Origin of the sequence: Candidatus Merdisoma sp. HCP28S3_D10 (genome assembly GCF_052065835.1) — a bacterium.
GTDB lineage: Bacteria > Bacillota > Clostridia > Lachnospirales > Lachnospiraceae > Laedolimicola.
On sequence record NZ_JBQHTG010000001.1, the window covers coordinates 553,456 to 571,107 of the forward strand.

At 52.4% G+C, this 17,652-nt stretch carries 13 protein-coding genes; 1 reads left to right on the plus strand and 12 read right to left on the minus strand.

Features of this window, described 5'->3' with window-relative positions:
- Positions 1-10 precede the first annotated feature (10 nt).
- The 11 genes from ACTNCH_RS02590 to ACTNCH_RS02640 all read right to left on the minus strand — a co-directional run bounded on the left by ACTNCH_RS02590 (position 11) and on the right by ACTNCH_RS02640 (position 13,523).
- The gene (locus ACTNCH_RS02590; protein WP_441015041.1) at positions 11-1,537 is read right to left on the minus strand and encodes a lipopolysaccharide biosynthesis protein; all 1,527 of its coding nucleotides are present in this window, start codon (positions 1,535-1,537) and stop codon (positions 11-13) included.
- Positions 1,538-1,550: 13 nt separating this feature from the next.
- Positions 1,551-4,262 (minus strand): DUF2142 domain-containing protein, encoded by a 2,712-nt coding sequence (locus ACTNCH_RS02595; RefSeq protein WP_441015039.1) that lies wholly within the window; start codon positions 4,260-4,262, stop codon positions 1,551-1,553.
- Positions 4,252-4,515: an HPr family phosphocarrier protein gene (locus ACTNCH_RS02600; protein ID WP_441015037.1), complete on the minus strand. Its 264-nt coding sequence runs from the start codon at positions 4,513-4,515 to the stop codon at positions 4,252-4,254. The genes ACTNCH_RS02595 and ACTNCH_RS02600 overlap by 11 nt, the downstream gene beginning before the upstream one ends.
- Before the next feature lie 21 nt (positions 4,516-4,536).
- Positions 4,537-5,982 carry a CdaR family protein gene (locus ACTNCH_RS02605; RefSeq protein ID WP_441015034.1) on the minus strand — a complete coding sequence of 482 codons (1,446 nt, stop codon included), beginning with the start codon at positions 5,980-5,982 and terminating at the stop codon, positions 4,537-4,539.
- Positions 5,960-6,838 carry a diadenylate cyclase CdaA gene (cdaA, locus tag ACTNCH_RS02610; protein ID WP_441015032.1) on the minus strand — a complete coding sequence of 293 codons (879 nt, stop codon included), beginning with the start codon at positions 6,836-6,838 and terminating at the stop codon, positions 5,960-5,962. Before cdaA ends, ACTNCH_RS02605 begins: the two co-directional genes overlap by 23 nt.
- 30 nt (positions 6,839-6,868) lie before the next feature.
- On the minus strand, positions 6,869-7,852 hold the full coding sequence (locus ACTNCH_RS02615; RefSeq protein WP_441015030.1) for a hypothetical protein: 984 nt from the start codon (positions 7,850-7,852) through the stop codon (positions 6,869-6,871).
- Positions 7,849-8,277, minus strand: a complete 429-nt coding sequence (locus ACTNCH_RS02620) for a hypothetical protein (protein ID WP_441015028.1) — start codon at positions 8,275-8,277, stop codon at positions 7,849-7,851. Before ACTNCH_RS02620 ends, ACTNCH_RS02615 begins: the two co-directional genes overlap by 4 nt.
- A gap of 62 nt (positions 8,278-8,339) precedes the next feature.
- Positions 8,340-9,074, minus strand: coding sequence for a ComF family protein (locus ACTNCH_RS02625; protein ID WP_441015026.1), 735 nt, complete (start codon positions 9,072-9,074; stop codon positions 8,340-8,342).
- The gene (recD2, locus tag ACTNCH_RS02630; RefSeq protein WP_441015024.1) at positions 8,995-11,277 is read right to left on the minus strand and encodes an SF1B family DNA helicase RecD2; all 2,283 of its coding nucleotides are present in this window, start codon (positions 11,275-11,277) and stop codon (positions 8,995-8,997) included. The genes ACTNCH_RS02625 and recD2 overlap by 80 nt, the downstream gene beginning before the upstream one ends.
- A gap of 81 nt (positions 11,278-11,358) precedes the next feature.
- On the minus strand, positions 11,359-12,351 hold the full coding sequence (locus ACTNCH_RS02635) for a rod shape-determining protein (RefSeq protein WP_441015022.1): 993 nt from the start codon (positions 12,349-12,351) through the stop codon (positions 11,359-11,361).
- 185 nt (positions 12,352-12,536) lie between these two features.
- Positions 12,537-13,523: a lipoate--protein ligase gene (locus tag ACTNCH_RS02640; protein ID WP_441015020.1), complete on the minus strand. Its 987-nt coding sequence runs from the start codon at positions 13,521-13,523 to the stop codon at positions 12,537-12,539.
- Between the two features lie 142 nt (positions 13,524-13,665).
- Between ACTNCH_RS02640 and ACTNCH_RS02645 the strand changes: the two genes are divergently transcribed.
- Positions 13,666-15,003: an MATE family efflux transporter gene (locus tag ACTNCH_RS02645; protein ID WP_441015018.1), complete on the plus strand. Its 1,338-nt coding sequence runs from the start codon at positions 13,666-13,668 to the stop codon at positions 15,001-15,003.
- Between the two features lie 90 nt (positions 15,004-15,093).
- Here ACTNCH_RS02645 and ACTNCH_RS02650 read toward each other — a convergent pair whose 3' ends face one another.
- On the minus strand, positions 15,094-17,574 hold the full coding sequence (locus ACTNCH_RS02650) for an alpha-ketoacid dehydrogenase subunit alpha/beta (RefSeq protein WP_441015016.1): 2,481 nt from the start codon (positions 17,572-17,574) through the stop codon (positions 15,094-15,096).
- Between the last annotated feature and the right edge of the window lie 78 nt (positions 17,575-17,652).

Below are 17,652 nucleotides of genomic sequence, written 5' to 3' on the forward strand. Positions count from 1 at the left end.
TTTCCTACTCCTAATGCTTTACCAGCCTGCTGCGGACCTTCTCCAGCACCATCTGCCGTTCGCCCTTTCGCAGCACCACAAAGAAGTTTACAAGCAGCGCCAGAATGCCCGCCGCGATTCCCACGCCGAACAGCTTGATCCAGCCGTCGATATTGAGAAACAGTTCAAAGGGCAGCACCACCAGGCAAATGACGCCGATGGATACCAGACCCATGAAAATGTCGCCGTAAAAGGTGTACCATTTCACCTTCAGGCAATGAGCCGCGTAAAGCGGCGTAAAAATCAGGTTCCGCAGGATACCGTAGACCATGCTGACGCCCACGATGGCATACATACCGAGATCGGTCGTCTCCAGCAGCACAAATACCGTTGCCACCGTCAGCACACCGCTTCCCACGATGACCATGGAATTGACCTTCACCCGCTTGGTAATCAGGAACACGTGGTACAGCACCTGGATACTGGCGCTGACAAAAAGCGTACCCACATTCAGAAGCGCCAGGATATAAAGCTCTTGCGGGTCCTGGGTCTTCCCCACCCACAGGGCGAAAAAGCTCTTGCCAAAGACCGTCAGGAAAGCAATCGGAATACTGATGATAAAAATCATAATCCGGTCTGCGCTGGAAATGATCTCCAGCAGCTGCTCCTTGTCCTCCTTCGCGTAGGCAATGGTCATCTGAGGATTGAAAACTCCCGCGATGGTTCCCATCAGATTGGAAATCACTTCCGGAATCTGGGTAGAAATAGAAATGGTCGTCATAGCCGCCGAGCTGACCATAATGTTGGCAATGGAGGTATTCAGGCCGTCCAGCAGAAGCTGTCCCAGACGGGTTACGGAATTCCAGGCCCCCAGGGAAACCAGCTCCCGGATCTTGCCCCAGCGAAAATCCCGCAGCCGGATCTTCATGTCCGGCAGAAGCTTTCTGGTAAAGGTCAGGTTCGCAACGGCCTGAATTACCGTAGAGCAGACGGAGGCGCAGCCCACATAAAACAGGTAGGGCTGAAAGAACAGATAGCAGACGGACAGCACCGCAAGACGGGTCAGCTCGCCGAGAATCGTGGAAACGGAGCTTAACTCCAAACGATCCTTACTGTAGGAAGCCACGCTGAATACGGAGGTAACGATGCTGATCAGGAAGTTCAGGAAAATAAAGAAAAACAGCATCTGAATATCCGTCAGGCTGGCCGCCTCGGGAATCTGGAAAATTCTTCCCACATACAGGACTACGAATAGCGCCGGGAACATGAACACGACCGCCATCAGCACATTGGCAAAGAACACGGAGGAAAAATACTCCTCCGCCTCCTGCTGCTCATTCCGGTGAATCCGGATGGTGATGAACCGGCTGGCCATGGTGTTCAGCGCCGACACAATAATCTGGGCCGCCGATACAAATTTATTGGCGATATCCGTAAAGCCATAGGCGTTGGGTATCATGGACTCGATGACCGGCACCAGAATAAAGCCCAGAAGCATATTTACGCCAAAGGCCAGAAGCTGGGCCGTCATATTGATTGCAACTCGTTTTTTATTCATACCTTTATCCTTTTTATAAGATCAGTACTGCCTTGATCAGATAGACAACCGTAAGCAGCTGTCCCACCAGACCTGCGTACAGTAGTCCCCGCTCCGCCGGGCGGTTCCAGGTAAGCCTTCCATTGCGGAGCACCAGCAGAAACGCCGGCATAAACGGAATGAAATAACGTCCCTGCACGCCTTCGATGGAGATGTGATCCCGGGGCGTCCAGGTCAGCAGCATGCCCGCCAGGATGATTCCCGCGCAGGCCGCGCATACCAGCCCAATCCACCATTTCTGTCCAATCTTCACATACTGGGGCTCTCCCTGTACTCTCAGGGCCGATAAAATCAGCAGCAACAGGAACAGCATGGGAATCACTTCGGAAATCTCGATCTCCACCCAGCCCATCTTCTGTCCCACCAGAGACATCAGATAGAAGGAGCTCTTGTCCGCTACCGTATTGGCCAGCACCCGCACCAGCTCCAGGGGCTGGGTCAGAAAATACCCAAGTGTGTAACCAGCCGTTGTGGAAGAACCGACGGTAGCTGTGGCCTCGGTAGTGGTGGCGATGTAATTGACCGCCACGGTATTTTTATTCAGGAAGGCCAGCACCGGCAGCAGACACAGGGCCAGCATACAGAAATTCCGCACCCCGTTTCCACCGAAGCGCTTTGCTGGAATCAGCAGGGCCAGCAGGGCGACGGGCAGATACACGCCGCTCTTTCCGTAAATCATCACGATACTTAAGATTCCCATCACCAGGATATCCAGGGGCTTCACCGGATCCTCCCGCCAGGTCAGGGAAATGCAGTAGCAGATATACAGGAAAATCACGCCGTTTATCACTGCGTCATAGGAAAAGGAGGTACACTGCTGCAGATTCATGGGCAGAATCGCCAGCAGGAACAGGCTCGCCTTTCCGAAGGGCAGCTTTTTCATGCCCAGATAAGTCATCAGCGCGAAAAACAGCAGGCTGCACCAGCGGGCCAGCAGATACATGGATACCGTCCCCAGCTGTAAAAGCCTTGCCAGTGTCATGCCCAGCACTGCGGGAAGATACAGAATCATGGGTGCCTCCGTGGTAGAGGTCGCCTCTGCCTCCACCAGACGGCTATCCTTTACTCTGCCCAAAAGGCCGTCATAGATATTTTTATAATTTTCCAGGCTGGGCTCGGAGGTAAACGTAAGCTCCGCGTCATCCGCCCGCTTATAGCACTTATTCTCGCCGGCCGATTCGATTCCCAGCAGCGTATTGGAATGCCGGTAGGTCATATCGATATGATAGGACTCGTCCGGCGTCATATAGGGCGTAATCAGGAAATTATACAGGACGCCCAGACAGAGAATCGTAAAGAGAAACACCTTCTCTATCTTACATTTCCGCAGAAAGGCCAGGTAATAAAAGCCCGCGCACATACATTCCGCAAACAGGAACATACCGAAGAAATATTTCTTCAGGAACAGGTTGAAATAGGTATGGGCATTCATGCTGAGCCGGCTGGCGCTTTCCTCACCGTTTACCAGCAGCGTATTTTCCGGATAATACCCTTCGGGCGTCACAATCACCGACAGGCCGGAATCCAGAAGGCTGTCCGCGAAATGCAGCTTGATCTCATACGTATGTCCTTTGGTATCCTTCTGGGAATTGTCGAAAATCAGTCCCATATACTGACCGTCCAGCAGGGACGCTCCATCGATATCCGCCGCGCAGAGCAGGCTTCCCTGTTCGGACAGATCCCTGTCCTCGCCCTCTATGGCCGCCTCCGTCACATCGTAGACCTCCGCGTGGATGCTTCCCTCACCCGCGTAATCATCTTTCAGATCCAGGCGGACGCCCAGACCCACCAGTTCCGTCTCTTCCGTGGTATAATACTGAATCAGATCCTGACTGTCCTTTGTCACAGGCAGAAGCTGGTTGTTGTCCTTCATAACCACTTCCCGGTGGGTGCTGTTCATAGCCTTCCGGATCTGTACGTCGTACACGTACAGGAACAAAAGAGCCGTAAGAAAGAGCAGAAATCCCAGTCCCAGAAGCTTCCGGTGCTTCTGGAAAAAAGCCTTTATACCGGCTCCCGCTGCCGCCAGCTTCTTTTTCAGACCAAAAGCCTGCTTCTTTTCGGAAGCTGCGTTCTTCTTTCCTGCCACCAGGAAAAACATGGTGCCCAGAAGCGCCAGTGTAAGCGTCCCCAGAAACGGCTTCTTCACATAGTGGACCTGCGTCCGGTATACGGCGTTGAAAATCAGGTTCTTATCCAGCTTCTGTCCGTTTTCGTAGGAAGAACCAGCCGTCTCTGTCTCCGTATTCAGCCAGATATAGGGGCCGTTCTCTACCTTTTCACCGGTAATCCGGATCTCCAGAGGCTGTCCCATCGGTTCCTGTTCAAACTCCACGCCCAGGAAGCCCTCGGCTCCCAGATCCGCCAAATCATAGGAGGCGCTTGCAACAGGCTCCTCCGTTCCGGCGTAGCAGGCGTCGATGTGAAGCTGGCCTTTGGTATAGACGCCCTCCTCATCTGCCGTAAAATAAAAAGAAAGCTGGCTTAACGCCTGTTCGTCCGGCAGGTATTCAAATCTCAGCTCTGTATCATCTGTAATTGCTTCTGTTTTCAGTTTTAAGGAAGGCTTTCCGATTCCCTCCAGCCCCCGGGATTCCAGTCTGTCATGGGGCATAGCGACAGACACGGCGAAATAGAGTATGCAGAATACTGCATACCCTATTGCCCATTTCTTCTTATTCTCCAAGACCGCTCTCCACTGCTTCCATCATTGCTGCCAGCGCTTCCTTCTCGTCTGCGCCTTCACAATGAAATTCAATCTCATCTCCTGCTTTTACGCACGCGCCCAGGACGCTCAGTACACTTTTCGCATTGGCTGTCGTATTGCCAAAACTAAAAGTAATGGCGGACCGGAACTGCATGGCCGTCTTGCAGAGAATTCCTGCCGGGCGCAGATGAAGACCTGTCGGATTCTTAATCGTAACTTTTTGACTTAACATAGCTGTCTACCTCCCGTTCTTTTATTCTGTTGCCGAGTCATTTTTCTGATTTTCTCCGGTCGTCTCTCCACTGCCATTGGTTCCCGGAGTATTGTTTCCTGTCTGACTGCTTCCGGTGCTGCTGCTTTCCGTATTGTCCTCCGTCTTATTTCCGGAGGTATCCGTCGTTCCGCTGCTGCTTTCCCCGGACTCTGTGGTCTTATTCTCTGTTGCAGCCGTCCGTTTTACCAGGCTGTATTCCAGCTCTACCTCCCGCATCAGACTGTATTCGCTGTCCGGAAGCGTCACATTCAGAGTTCCCGTATAGGTGCCTGCTTTCGTATGACCGTCCACGTCCAGCGTCACTGCGATCGCGTCCGTATCCAGCTGGGCCAGCTGGGAGCTGGTTCCCATAATTACCAGCTCCACGCTGGAGACATCATCAAAATCTACCTCCATTCCCTTCGGCACATTCTGAAGGCCAATCCGGGACACCGGAATCGTTACTGTTTTTCCCTGCTTCTTCTCAATTTCCACGCTGACTGCTATTGAGGAATCTGTCTCGTCTGCCAGACGGACGCCCTCCGGCAGGTACTGGCTGATATCGATGGTCTGCTGCTGATTTTCCGAAATGCCATCGATATTCACCGCCTCGTCCGGTATGGTAAGGGACGCAATCTTGCTGATCACCTCCGCGGTTCCCGCAATCACAACCGTCTCCGGTTTATAGGAGATGGAATTAAAGCTGTAGCCGTCCGCAGGTGTACCGGTATGACCCACACTCAGTGGAACCGTCTTGGTCCGCAGCATAGTAATCGCCACGTCCATACCGTCTGTCTTTCCGATATATTCCAGATAGGTGGTATCCACCGTCTCTCCGTCGCTGTTCAGTACATTCAGCTTTCCATGGATCGTCCGGTCAGAATTTACCCCTGTGGTCTTAATCTCTACCTCGACCCGCTTAATCTTGGCAATTACGGAAGCAGGACCGCTGATCTGGATCAGGCTCTGCTCCGGAAGGGCTGTACCAATCATATAGCCGTCGGCTACCTTGCCGCTCTGTTTTACCACCACATTAAACTGTTCCGAAGAAGCGTCCTCTACGCTGATCACTACGTTTTCCCGGCTCAGATTGATATCCGCGCTGCGCACGTTCTTATTGCTGCAGCTGACCTCGATCCCCACCAGATCGTTATACTTGATACTTTTCTGCATATCTGCCGTAGCCGTGAAATCTGTGATCTCCAGCTCCCGCAATACGGACTTTTTCCCCCATACGCGGATACTGATGACGTCGCTTCCGTCTTCAATCTTATATACCTTATCCTGATCCGTTACCACATCTTCGTTGAGCATGGTTACCTGAATCGGGGAGAAATCCCTGTAGGTATAGGGATCGTCAATATTCATGACAATCAGCCACAGCATAATGGCCGCAACCACGGAAAGGAGCTTCAGTCCCAGGTTATTTGTCAGCACTTTCTTCATGCTTCTTCACCCGTCCTTTCCATAATTTGAATCTGCCCGTATCCTGAGCCTTATCCTGAATAGCCGCAAGCTGTGCCCGGAGTCCGTCCTGGTTCAGGTTCCGCTTAATGTCGCCCTCCAGCGCCACAGATACGGCTCCCGTCTCCTCCGACACCACGATGGTCAGAGAATCTGTCACCTCGCTGATTCCCACCGCAGCCCTGTGCCGGGTTCCCAGCTCCTTGCTCAGAGACAGGTTGTCAGACAATGGCAGATAGCAGGTGGCCGATACGATACGATCGCCCCGGACAATCACCGCGCCGTCATGCAGCGGCGTGTTTTTTTCAAAAATATTAATGAGAAGCTGGCTGGTAATCACGGAATCCAGCGTAATACCGGTCCGCTCATACTCATTCAGCGGCGTTTTCTTCTCGATCACAATCAGCGCTCCGGTCTTTACCTTTGCCATCTCAAACACAGCCTTCACCAGCTCGTTGACTGTCTTATCACTGAAGCGCGCCTCCGGCTCCCTGGTGCTGTCAAAGCTGAACACAGAGCTGATGATATTCTGCCGTCCCAGCTGCTCCAGCGCTTTCCGCAACTCCGGCTGGAATACGATAACCAGCGCCGTAATACCCAGGCTGAAGATATTCTTGCCCAGCCACAGGATCGTATTCAGGCGGAAGGCCCAGGCCACAAAAATGAATACCAGTAAAACCGCGAAGCCTTTCAGGAGCACCCATGCGCGGGTCTTCTTAATCCACACCATGATTTCATAGAGCAGAAAAGAAAGGATCACAATATCCAGTAGATCATTCCAGTGGATCGTATTGAAGGCCACATATTGGTTGATATAGTTCCACACAGAACCCTGCACTTTTTCACGTCCTCTCTGCCGCCCGGCTCATCAGTCCTTCGGCGCGCTGCTTTTCTTTCTTCCCGATGAAGCTTTTCTCTGGGGCGCTTTCTGCGCGTTGATTTTCTTCACCTTTTTTTCTGAAACCGCAATCGTAATCTTCGGAACGGCCTTTACATAATAATAATACTCGTCGTCCTCAAACTGTACGTATTCCGTCCGGGAGTAATCCAGGCTGAACACCGTAAGCTGCAAAACCAGCGCCAGCACAGCGGATACGATTCCCCCCACAATTACGCTGAACAGCTTCGGGGAAACTCCGAGAATCAGGCTTCCGGTCAGAAGCACAATCGCGTCCGCCACAGCGCCTGCCGCCACAGCGATGGTCCAGGCGTAGTCCACAGACATTCTCCGAATCATGTATACAATCACAATCGTCAGCGCAAAGGCTACCACTGTCAGAAGCATTTCTTTATTGTTCAGCACATTGTCCAGCAGATAGGTAATCTTTTCTGTAACCGTACTGTTCTGGGTGCTTCCCAGCATAGCCGTATTCAGTGCCAGGTAATGAAGCAGGAAATATACAATCGTGCCGCAGGCGGTAGGGATCGCCGCCACCGGCGTGGACACCAGTCCCATGGCCAGCGGAACAAAATACGGAATCTTGAATACAAAGGCCAGCGGCGTCAGAATCAGCACATAGCCGAATTTGGGCGCTGTGCTGAAAAATAGCAGAAGCATTACGGCCAACACCACAAAGGTGATGGCAAAGACCTCAATAGAAAGGGCGTAAGCGTGCAGCAGAATCAGAATCGCAGCGAACACCGCCGTCACATTCACCGGAAGGAAGGAACACAGAAGGGCCAGCACCAGGGCGATCCCCGGATTGTCCAGCTTCTTCATGAAGCCTACATGCCCGTTAATCAACAGGAACGTGGTCAGCGCCATGATAAACTTCAGCACCGGATAAATATAAATATCATATTTGCTTAAAAAGATTTTCAGCTTTTCTCTCAGCTCCAGTAAGGTTTTCATTCTTCTTGTGCTCCTTCTGTCGTACTTGTACTGCCTGACTCCGACTGATAGATGTCGGAAATGTGTTTCAGAATGTGATTGTATGCCGTCAGCTTCTTCCGGTTTTCCTGATACCGGCCGCTGTACACGATATACTGAATAATCAGATAGATACCCAGAAGCGCCGCATACAGAAGCGCCAGTCCTTTTCCAAGGGAAACCAAATCCATCTTATGCAGGTTAGTCAGCAGATATTCCATTTTATAAAAAACCCAGAGACCCACGCACAGGATAAAAGCCACCGTGTAGGAGACCCATGCGCCGATCAGGTGCAGGCTGATGTAATCGCTTCTGAAAAAGCGGTTCATCTCCAGGGCCTTCTTTCCCTCTCCTGATTCAAAGGCTGCCGCCTTCGTCATAAGTCTGATTTTTTCTTCGTTTACCATACGTACCTCTCAAAATTTCTGTTGGGTTATACTTCTTTTCAATCTTATTCAGTATAGCATATTTAGAAGCCTCTTCCAATACAAATGCTCAAAAAATACACTTTTTCCACCCCCGCGGCCCGAAGAGCCGACGCCGCCGCGTCCAGGGTGCTGCCTGTGGTATAGATATCGTCCAGCAACACTGCTTTTTTTAATTTTACATCATTCCCGCAGACTTGGAAAGCATTTTTCAGATTCTCCCGGCGATCTGCGTCGCCTAATTCCTTCTGGGGACGGGTCTTTTTTACCCGCAGAAGAAGCTTCTTCTCCACAGGAATTCCCAGCCGTTCCCCCATGCGATCCGCCACCAGTGCAGCCTGGTTAAAGCCACGCCTGCGCAGCCGGCTTTTGTGAAGGGGAACGGGAATCAGCGCGTCCGGCTGCCAGGAGCGAAGGGTGCGGCCATAACGCTTCAGCAGCTCCTCCGCATAAAAATCCGCATATTCCCTGCGGTTGTGGTATTTGAAGCGACTGATGGAGGCCCGCATCACGCTGTCATAGACAAACGCCGCCCGCCCCTTTTCAAACAGATGGTTTTTCCTGCCGCAGTCGGGGCAAAATTCGGGCTCTTCCGTGGAAAGGGGCTTCCCGCAGCGCTTGCAGACTGGCTCCTCCACCGGCTGCAGAAGCTTCTTGCAGCCCTCGCAGATCAGCCGGTCCCATTTTCCGGTTATTCCATCACAGATCGGACATCTGCGAGGATATATAAGATTTGATAGTTTCGCAAAGACCCGTGTAACGTTTCTGTTCCGTACCATTTTCTATCATCGCCTGAAAGGTGGCGGCGCTTCCCACCAGAGTAACGCAGGATCTGGCCCGGGTCACCGCCGTATACAAAAGGTTCCGGTTCATCAGGGGACGGGGACCGGAGAGCAGCGGAATCACCACCGCCGGATACTCGCTTCCCTGAGACTTATGTACGGTAATTGCGTAGGCCAGCTCCAGCTCGTCCAGCTGTTTGAAGGGATAGGAGGCCATACGCCCTTCATCAAATTCCACAGTAACCTCTTCCGCAAAGGTATTGATAGCCCGAACGATTCCCATATCGCCGTTGAATACCCCCACGCCTTTATCGATGGCAATGCCGTAACGGTTGCGGATCTCCCACTCCAGCTGATAGTTGTTGCGGATCTGCATGACCTTATCGCCGACTCTTAAGATCCCTTTTCCGCTTTCTCCGTCCTCTGTGACGATTCCGTGTCCAAAGGGAATCTCTGCCTTGTCCCGATCCTCCGGATTCAGATACCGCTGCAGGACCCGGTTCAGATTGTCTACGCCCAGGGCGCCCTTCCGCATGGGCGTCAGCACCTGGATATCGGAAATCTCCGCGCCCACATAGCGGGGCATTTTTTCCTGTACCAGAGCCAGCACCACCCGCAGAATCAGATTGGGATCCTGCCTCTGCAGGAAAAAGAAATCCCGGCTCTTGTTATCCAGGCTCACCTGCTCGCCCCGGTTGATCTTATGGGCGTTCACAATGATGTCGCTCTCTGCCGCCTGACGGAAAATCTTGGTAAGTCTGACCACCGGAAACGCCTCCGACCGGATCATATCCTGCAGGATGCTGCCCGGCCCCACGCTGGGAAGCTGGTTTACATCGCCCACCAGAATCAGTCTGGTTCCCGGTACCACCGCCTTTAACAGCGCCTGCATCAGATGCAGATCCACCATAGACATCTCGTCTATAATGATTACATCTGCCTCCAGGGGATTCTCCTCGTTCCGGGCGAACATAGCCCGGCCGCCGACCGCGTTTTCCGGGCCGCCGGACAGCTCCAGCATCCGGTGAATGGTCTGGGCCTGACAGCCGGTGGCCTCCGTCATCCGTTTGGCCGCCCGCCCGGTGGGAGCCGCCAGAAAAATACTCAGATTCTCCGCCTCAAAATAATGGATCATCGCATTGATGGTGGTGGTCTTACCGGTGCCGGGTCCTCCGGTCAAAATCAGAAGACCATTCCGCACCGCCTCGGCCACCGCCTCCCGCTGATGTTCGTCCAGCATGGTCTTCGTTGCTTTCTCTATCCTTGCAAGCCGGGTTTCTATCACCGCGTCCGTCTCGTCCAGGGACAGATTCAGATGGTACAGCATGGCTGCGATACTGAGCTCCGCATAATAATAAGAAGCCCCGTAGACAAATACAGCCTCCTGTCCCCGGCTGTCCGGCAGGCTTTTCCGGATCAGCTTCCGGTCGATACTGAGCTCGTCCACGTGACGCTCCACAGCCTCCTGCGGCACTCCCAGAAGCTCCACCGTCCGGCGAAACAGCATGGACTCGGGAATACAGGTATGTCCCTCCGCCGCCGCGTTCAGCAGGGTATACAGAATCCCGCTTCGGATCCGGAAATCCGAATCCTCCCGGATTCCCACTCTTTTTGCGATCTCGTCCGCTGTCCGGAAGCCCACGCCTGCAATATCGTCCGCCAGCCGATAGGGATTTTCCTTTATAATCCGATAAATCTCCTGCCCATACTGCTGGTAAATTTTTACAGCCAGATTCATAGAAATTCCGTATTCCTGAAGAAACACCATGGCGTCCCTCAGATCCCGTTTTTCCTCCATCTGTTCTGCAATCTCCCGGGCCTTCCGGTCGCTGATTCCCTTTACCTCCGCCAGGCGCTCCGGCTCCCGCTCCATGATTTCAAAGGTTTTCGCCCCAAATCTCCGGACAATCCGGGCCGCCAGCGCGGCGCCGATTCCCTTTACCGCGCCGCTGGCCAGATAGCGTTCCATGGCCAGAGCGTCCTTCGGCGTCTTAACCTCAAACCGTTCGGACTTAAACTGCTTTCCATACAGAGGATGCTCTGTGTAATCGCCCTCCATCTCAATCAGCTCGCCTTCGCTGATGTAGGAAAAGAAGCCCACCACCGTGATCTCTTCCTCATCTGATACCAGATTCAGCACCGAATACCCGTTTTCCGCATTCCGGTAGATAATATGCTCTACATATCCCTCCAGCTTCATACTACTCCTTTATGTGTCCATGTACAGAAATGGGCATGACAGATCTGTCTCCGTCATGCCCCTCTTTTGTGAAATCAAATTTTATTCATCCCGGTTTCCGGCCATGAACTCTACGAATTTACCGGTGCCGATGGCAACGCACTTCATGGCGTCCTCTGCGGTCATGGTATTGATACCGGTCTTCTCCTCCAACAGCTCCTCCAGTCCGCGAAGCAGAGCGCCGCCTCCTGTAAGCACGATTCCTCTGTCCGCAATATCTGCTGCCAGCTCGGGCGGAGTCTTCTCCAGCACGCTGTGGACAGCCTCCACAATCTGCATGGTGGACTCCCGGAGAGCCTCCTCGCAGTCCTCAGAGGTCACTTCTACGGACTTCGGCAGACCTGTCACCAGGTTCCGTCCGCGGACGCTCATGCGATCCACCTCAGCCCGGGGATAGCAGGTACCTACCTTAATCTTGATATCCTCTGCGGTACGCTCGCCAATCAGAAGATTGTGCTTTTTCCGCATATAACGGACGATAGCCTCGTCAAAGTCATCTCCCGCAACCTTCACGGAGGTGCTGACTACAGCGCCGCCCAGAGAGATAACCGCGATATCACTGGTACCGCCTCCGATGTCTACGATCATATTTCCACAGGGACGGGAAATGTCGATACCGGCTCCGATGGCTGCCGCAATGGGCTCCTCGATGATCATAACCTCCCTGGCGCCTGCCTGATAGGTTGCATCCTCTACCGCCTTCTTCTCTACCTCGGTCACGCCGCTGGGTACGCATACCGCGATACGCGGTCTGCGGAAAGAACGCTTACCGGTTGCCTTCTGAATGAAATACTTCAGCATCTTCTCAGTAACGGTATAGTCAGAGATAACGCCCTGACGCAGCGGACGAACCGCTACGATATTGCCGGGAGTTCTTCCCAGCATCAGTCTTGCCTCCTCGCCGATGGCGCGAATCTTGTTGGTGTCCCGGTCAAAGGCTACTACGGACGGCTCCTTTAATACAACGCCCTTTCCGTTTATATATACCAGGATACTGGCTGTACCCAGGTCAATTCCGATATCTGTTCCTGCCATTTTTCAAATTCCCCTTTCTCACCGAATCTTTCCGGATCCAATTTCTTCTATAATATCAGTCTTACACATTTATAAGCAGTTATTCATGCTTCCTGTAAAGCACCTATTTGCGTAACTTATATTATATACAAGGAATTCCAAAAAGGAAAGCATTTTTTTTCGTCCATGGGAAATTTAAGCATTTCTTAAGAACAATGGGCCAGCCACTGGCACACTTCTGTCACTTTTTCCCTCTGCTCCGGAGTGAAATCCGCAGCATCCCGCTCCACATCCAGATCCTCCATATCGTAACGGCGGCCCAGAAGCAGCTTCTCCAGCTTTGCCGGGAATTCCACATCCAGCATATCCGAATAGATCTTGAGTTCCTCGATGTGCATATTCTTCAGACGCAGCCACACCTCCAGCTCGCCCCAGTCGAAGCGCTTGCTGTAAGAGGTCTCGCATTCGGGGGATTTCCCGAATTTCCAGTCCCAGGAGGAATAGAGATTGTAGGTCTCCTGCACTTCCTCATTTTCGAAAATAGCCGGATCCAGCTCCACGAAATCACCGTAGGATTCCACAAAACTTTCCTTCAGGGCTGCCCGCAGCGCGTCTGTGGTAATCTCCGGATTCAGATCCTTCAGGTTGCATACCCGGGACTGTACGGATTTGACGCCCTTCGCCTTCATTTTTTCCTTGGACGGGGTCAGATATCTGCCCAGCTGGCTCACGTCCACATTCACCATCAGGGTTCCATGCTGGATATTGCAATGGGAATTTTTGGAAAACGCGTTTCCGGAGAACTTGAAGCCGTCCTGGGTAATGATATCATTGCGTCCGGAAAACTGCGTCTCGATGCCAAATTTCCGGCAGGCGGACTGGATCACCTTCAGCTGCTTCTCCAAATCATAACACTCCGGTGAGGCCAGGAAGGTAAAGTTCAAATTGCCCAGATCGTGATATACGGCTCCGCCGCCGGTGGTACGTCTGGCCAGGAAGCCGCCCTCCTCCTCCAGAAGCTGGGCCTTGCATTCCCGGATCGCGTTCTGATTCCGTCCGATGACTACCGTATGCTCGTTCTGCCAAAGATAGAGCACCACATCGCCGGGCTCGATTTTATCAGCCAGATACTTCTCCACAGCCAGATTTCTCCAGGGGTTCCAGGTATAGGTCTGTACAAAATAATGATTCATTTGCGTCTCCTCCTTATCGTCTTTTATCATAACATATTTTTTCCGCAGATTCCTTAATATTTCAATAAATTTTCCTTATAATTCTTGACGCATACCTTCTTATTCGATATGCTATCCCTTACAGATGATAAAGGAGTTTGTTATGAGTACGTCGTTAAATCAGCATTTCACGCCCTGGGCGCTTTTAAAATTCGCGTTTCCGTCCATCATTATGATGATCTTCATGTCCCTCTACACCATTGTGGACGGCATTTTTATCTCACGTTTCCTGGGAAGCAACGCCCTGTCTTCCCTGAATATTGTATTTCCAGTCATCAATGTGGTCATCGCCATCGCCACCATGCTGGGCACCGGCGGCAACGCCATCATCAGTAAATATCTGGGAGAAGGGCGGAGCAGGGACGCCCGGGAATGCCTGACCCAGTTTACCGTCATCGGTCTGGCCGTCAGCCTGCTGCTTCTGATGCTGACCCAGATCTTTCTGACGCCCCTCTGCCGCATCCTGGGATCCACAGACGTCCTGCTTGCAGACTGCAGGGCTTATCTGTCGGTGTCTCTGATGTTCGCTCCGGCCTGCATGCTTCAGACCCTGTTCCAGTCCTATCTGGTGACAGCCGGTATGCCTGCCCTGGGTCTTTTTCTGACTATCGGTGCCGGAATCCTGAACGCGGTTCTGGACTATGTCCTGATCCTGGTTTTCCCCATGGGAATCGCCGGAGCTGCCATTGCCACCGGTATCGGCCAATCCGTTCCGGCTGTGGCCGGGCTCTTTTACTTCCTGCTTTCCCGGAAAGACCTGTACTTTACCCGGTTCCGGCTGCATCCGAAAGAGCTGTTCATGGCCTGCTATAACGGTTCCTCCGAAATGGTTACCCAGCTCTCCAACGCGATCATTACCTTCCTGTTCAACCTGATCATGCTGGATCTGGCCGGGGAAAATGGCGTAGCCGCCATTACGATCCTGCTCTATGGGCAGTTCCTGTTCAACGGCTTTTATCTGGGCTTTTCCATCGGCATCAGCCCCATCGTAGGTTTCCAGTACGGAGCCGGGAACCGGAAGCAGCTTCGCAGTATCTACCGGACCTCGTTTCTCTTTGTGCTGGCTTCCTCCGTGGTCCTGACCGTAATTGCCATTATCTCCTCCACGCCTCTGGTCTCTGTCTTTACCAGAGATCCTAAGACCTTTACGCTTGCCGACGCGGGCTTTCGGATTTTTGCCTTCAACTTTCTGTTCAGCGGCTTTAACATCGCCTCCTCCGGCTTCTTTACCGCCCTGTCCAACGGCCGGGTATCCGCGATCATCTCGTTCCTGCGGACTCTGGTATTCATCGTGCTGTCCCTGCTCACTCTGCCCCGGTTTTTCGGAATAACCGGAGCCTGGCTGGCTATTCCCGTGGCGGAATTTCTGACTCTGGTACTGGCCCTGCGGCTGCACCGGACTTACTTTATCCGTCCCGGCGCAAAAAATTATCTGCTGTAATCCAATACGTCTTTCAAAAATAGGGCGTCCCGATAGTGGGACGCCCTATTTTATTCATTCTCTCTTACCTTTTATTTGCCTGTCTGTGAATTATACACCCAGCTTCAGCTTTCTGATTTCCTCTTCTGCTGTCATATTGGTTACCGGCTTGTAATCCTTAAGCGGCATAATCTTCTCGTTGATGGCATCCAGGATCCACTCCTTCTGCGGGAAGAAGTACTTGTCGTACTCAAACGGAGGTGTAATCCAGTTCTGAGCGCCAACGATTGCAGGCGGTGCATCCAGATAATCAAATGCCAGTGTGGTAATGTTCTTAGCCACATCGTCCAGGAAGCTTCCTCTTGCGCAGGCGTCAGAAGCCAGAACCACCTTGCCTGTCTTCTTTACAGATTCAAGAATCTTGGTGTAGTCAAGCGGTACCAGGCTGTGCAGGTTGATAAGCTCTGCAGAGATACCATATTTCTCCTTCAGTTCCTTCACTGCGTCGTATGCGCGGTACAGAGTAGCGCCGACAGTCAGGATAGTAACATCAGATCCCTCTGTAATGATATCTACATCACCCATGGTGATTTCGTACTCTTCCTTCGGAACGCCGCCCTCGTGGAACTTCTCTCCTACGTCGTAGATTCTCTGGCTCTCAAAGAATACAACCGGGTCAGTTCCGTTCAGTGCTGCCTGCATCAGACCCTTTGCTTCATACGGGGTAGCCGGGAAGCAAACCTTCAGTCCCGGTACATGAGCACACATAGCGGTCCAGTCCTGAGAGTGCTGAGCGCCGTACTTGGATCCTACAGATACACGAAGAATCAGCGGCATCTTCAGAATTCCGGCACTCATAGCCTGCCATTTTGCCATCTGGTTGAAGATCTCGTCACCGCAGCATCCGATGAAATCGCCGTACATCAGCTCGATGACAGCGCGGCCGCCGCACATGGTATAGCCTACGCCGGTACCCACGATAGCAGACTCGGAAATCGGGGAGTTAAACAATCTGGAGTAAGGAATCACATCGGTAAATCCTCTGTATACGGCAAACGCGCCGCCCCAGTCACGAACATCCTCGCCGTAAGCGATGAGTGTCGGGTCTTCATAATATTTATTGAACATGGGCTCGAAGATAGCGTCACGGATATTGTAACGCTTCATGGAGCTTACTTCTGTACCATCGATATAGTGTGTACGAACCTTCTTCTGGATATCGTTGTAACGCTTGCAGTTCTCCTTCGGTCCCATTACAGACGGCTCTCTGGTGGTATCCATGCTGCGCTGATGTCCGTTGTTCAGCATCAGGCGCTCTACGATAGCCGGATCCTTGTCAAAGTCAAGGTACGGAGAAGCATCCTTGTCTGCTGCCAGACGGCAGATACGAGCCATTCTTTCCTTGGTCTTTGCCCAGATATCGTCAAACTCGCTGTCCTCAGCAATACCTGCGTCTACGATAGCCTTACGGAAGGTGATGAGCGGATCCTGTGCTCTCCATGCCTCAATCTCCTCTTTGGTACGGTACGCGTTCTGGTCGGATGTGGAATGTCCGAGCAGACGGTATGTAACAACATCCAGGAATACCGGGCCTTCGCCGCTCTTAACCAGCGGAAGCTTTCTTCTGTACGCGTCGATAACTGCCAGCGGATTGTATCCGTCTACACGCTCTGCGTGAAGCTGGCTCTCGGTTACGCCTGCACCCATACGTGCCAGCTCGCCATAGCCCATGGTCTCGCCGCAGGTTTGTCCACCCATACCATAGGAGTTATTGTTGATGTTGAAGATCAGCGGCAGGCCGCCCTTCTTTCCTTCCTCCCACAGCGTACGGTACTGATCCATTGTTGCAAAGGAAAGAGCCTCCCACACGGGACCACGTCCCATGGAGCCGTCTCCCAGGTTTGCTACTACAACGCCGTCCTTGTCATTACATTTCTTAAACAGGGATGCTCCTGTCGCAATGGTTGCGGAACCGCCTACCAGCGCATTGTTCGGGTAGATACCGAAGGGCAGGAAGAACGCATGCATGGAACCGCCAAGTCCCTTGTGGAAACCGTTCTCACGGGCAAACAGCTCTGCCAGAGCGCCGTATACCAGGAACTCGATAGCCAGCTCTTTTACATCGCCCTCTGCCTTGCTGACTGTCTGGATTGCCTTCAGGGTTTTGCCGTCGAAGAAGTTCTCCATGGTGTCCATCAGCTCTTTATCCGAAAGCTTCTGGATACAGGAAAGTCCCTTCGCAAGAATCTCACTGTGGCTTCTGTGGCTTCCGAAGGTGAAATCCTCCTTGCCCAGCAGATAAGCCTCGCCGACTGCGGCTGCCTCCTGTCCCAGGGACAGATGAGCCGGACCCGGATAAGTAGTCTCAACGTCTGCGTATTTTGCCTGTGTCTTAATCTGGTTCAGCATATCCTCGAACTCACGGCAGATACTCATATCGCGGTAGATACGAAGCAGGTCTTCTTTGGTATAGTTACCTTCCTCTACCTCTTCCTTTACACTTTTTTTGTATACATTGATCGGAATGTCTTTAAATGTGATTTTTCCTTCCGCACGCATTTTGTCCGGATCTACATATAATGACTTTGGCATGTTTTTTCTCCTTTTTTGATTTTGTTAAGTTCTATATTATTCAGCTTCCGCTGAACAGTATCTTTCCTGCCTGCCCTT

What these genes read in the sequence shown, in the direction of transcription:
- ACTNCH_RS02650 (WP_441015016.1), bottom strand. Translation starts at nt 17,574, where the DNA reads ATGCCAAAGTCATTATATGTAGATCCGGACAAAATGCGTGCGGAAGGA.
- ACTNCH_RS02625 (WP_441015026.1), bottom strand. Translation starts at nt 9,074, where the DNA reads ATGGTACGGAACAGAAACGTTACACGGGTCTTTGCGAAACTATCAAAT.
- ACTNCH_RS02635 (WP_441015022.1), bottom strand. Translation starts at nt 12,351, where the DNA reads ATGGCAGGAACAGATATCGGAATTGACCTGGGTACAGCCAGTATCCTG.
- ACTNCH_RS02590 (WP_441015041.1), bottom strand. Translation starts at nt 1,537, where the DNA reads ATGAATAAAAAACGAGTTGCAATCAATATGACGGCCCAGCTTCTGGCC.
- recD2 (WP_441015024.1), bottom strand. Translation starts at nt 11,277, where the DNA reads ATGAAGCTGGAGGGATATGTAGAGCATATTATCTACCGGAATGCGGAA.
- ACTNCH_RS02615 (WP_441015030.1), bottom strand. Translation starts at nt 7,852, where the DNA reads ATGAAAACCTTACTGGAGCTGAGAGAAAAGCTGAAAATCTTTTTAAGC.
- ACTNCH_RS02640 (WP_441015020.1), bottom strand. Translation starts at nt 13,523, where the DNA reads ATGAATCATTATTTTGTACAGACCTATACCTGGAACCCCTGGAGAAAT.
- ACTNCH_RS02645 (WP_441015018.1), top strand. Translation starts at nt 13,666, where the DNA reads ATGAGTACGTCGTTAAATCAGCATTTCACGCCCTGGGCGCTTTTAAAA.
- ACTNCH_RS02605 (WP_441015034.1), bottom strand. Translation starts at nt 5,982, where the DNA reads ATGAAGAAAGTGCTGACAAATAACCTGGGACTGAAGCTCCTTTCCGTG.
- ACTNCH_RS02620 (WP_441015028.1), bottom strand. Translation starts at nt 8,277, where the DNA reads ATGGTAAACGAAGAAAAAATCAGACTTATGACGAAGGCGGCAGCCTTT.
- ACTNCH_RS02600 (WP_441015037.1), bottom strand. Translation starts at nt 4,515, where the DNA reads ATGTTAAGTCAAAAAGTTACGATTAAGAATCCGACAGGTCTTCATCTG.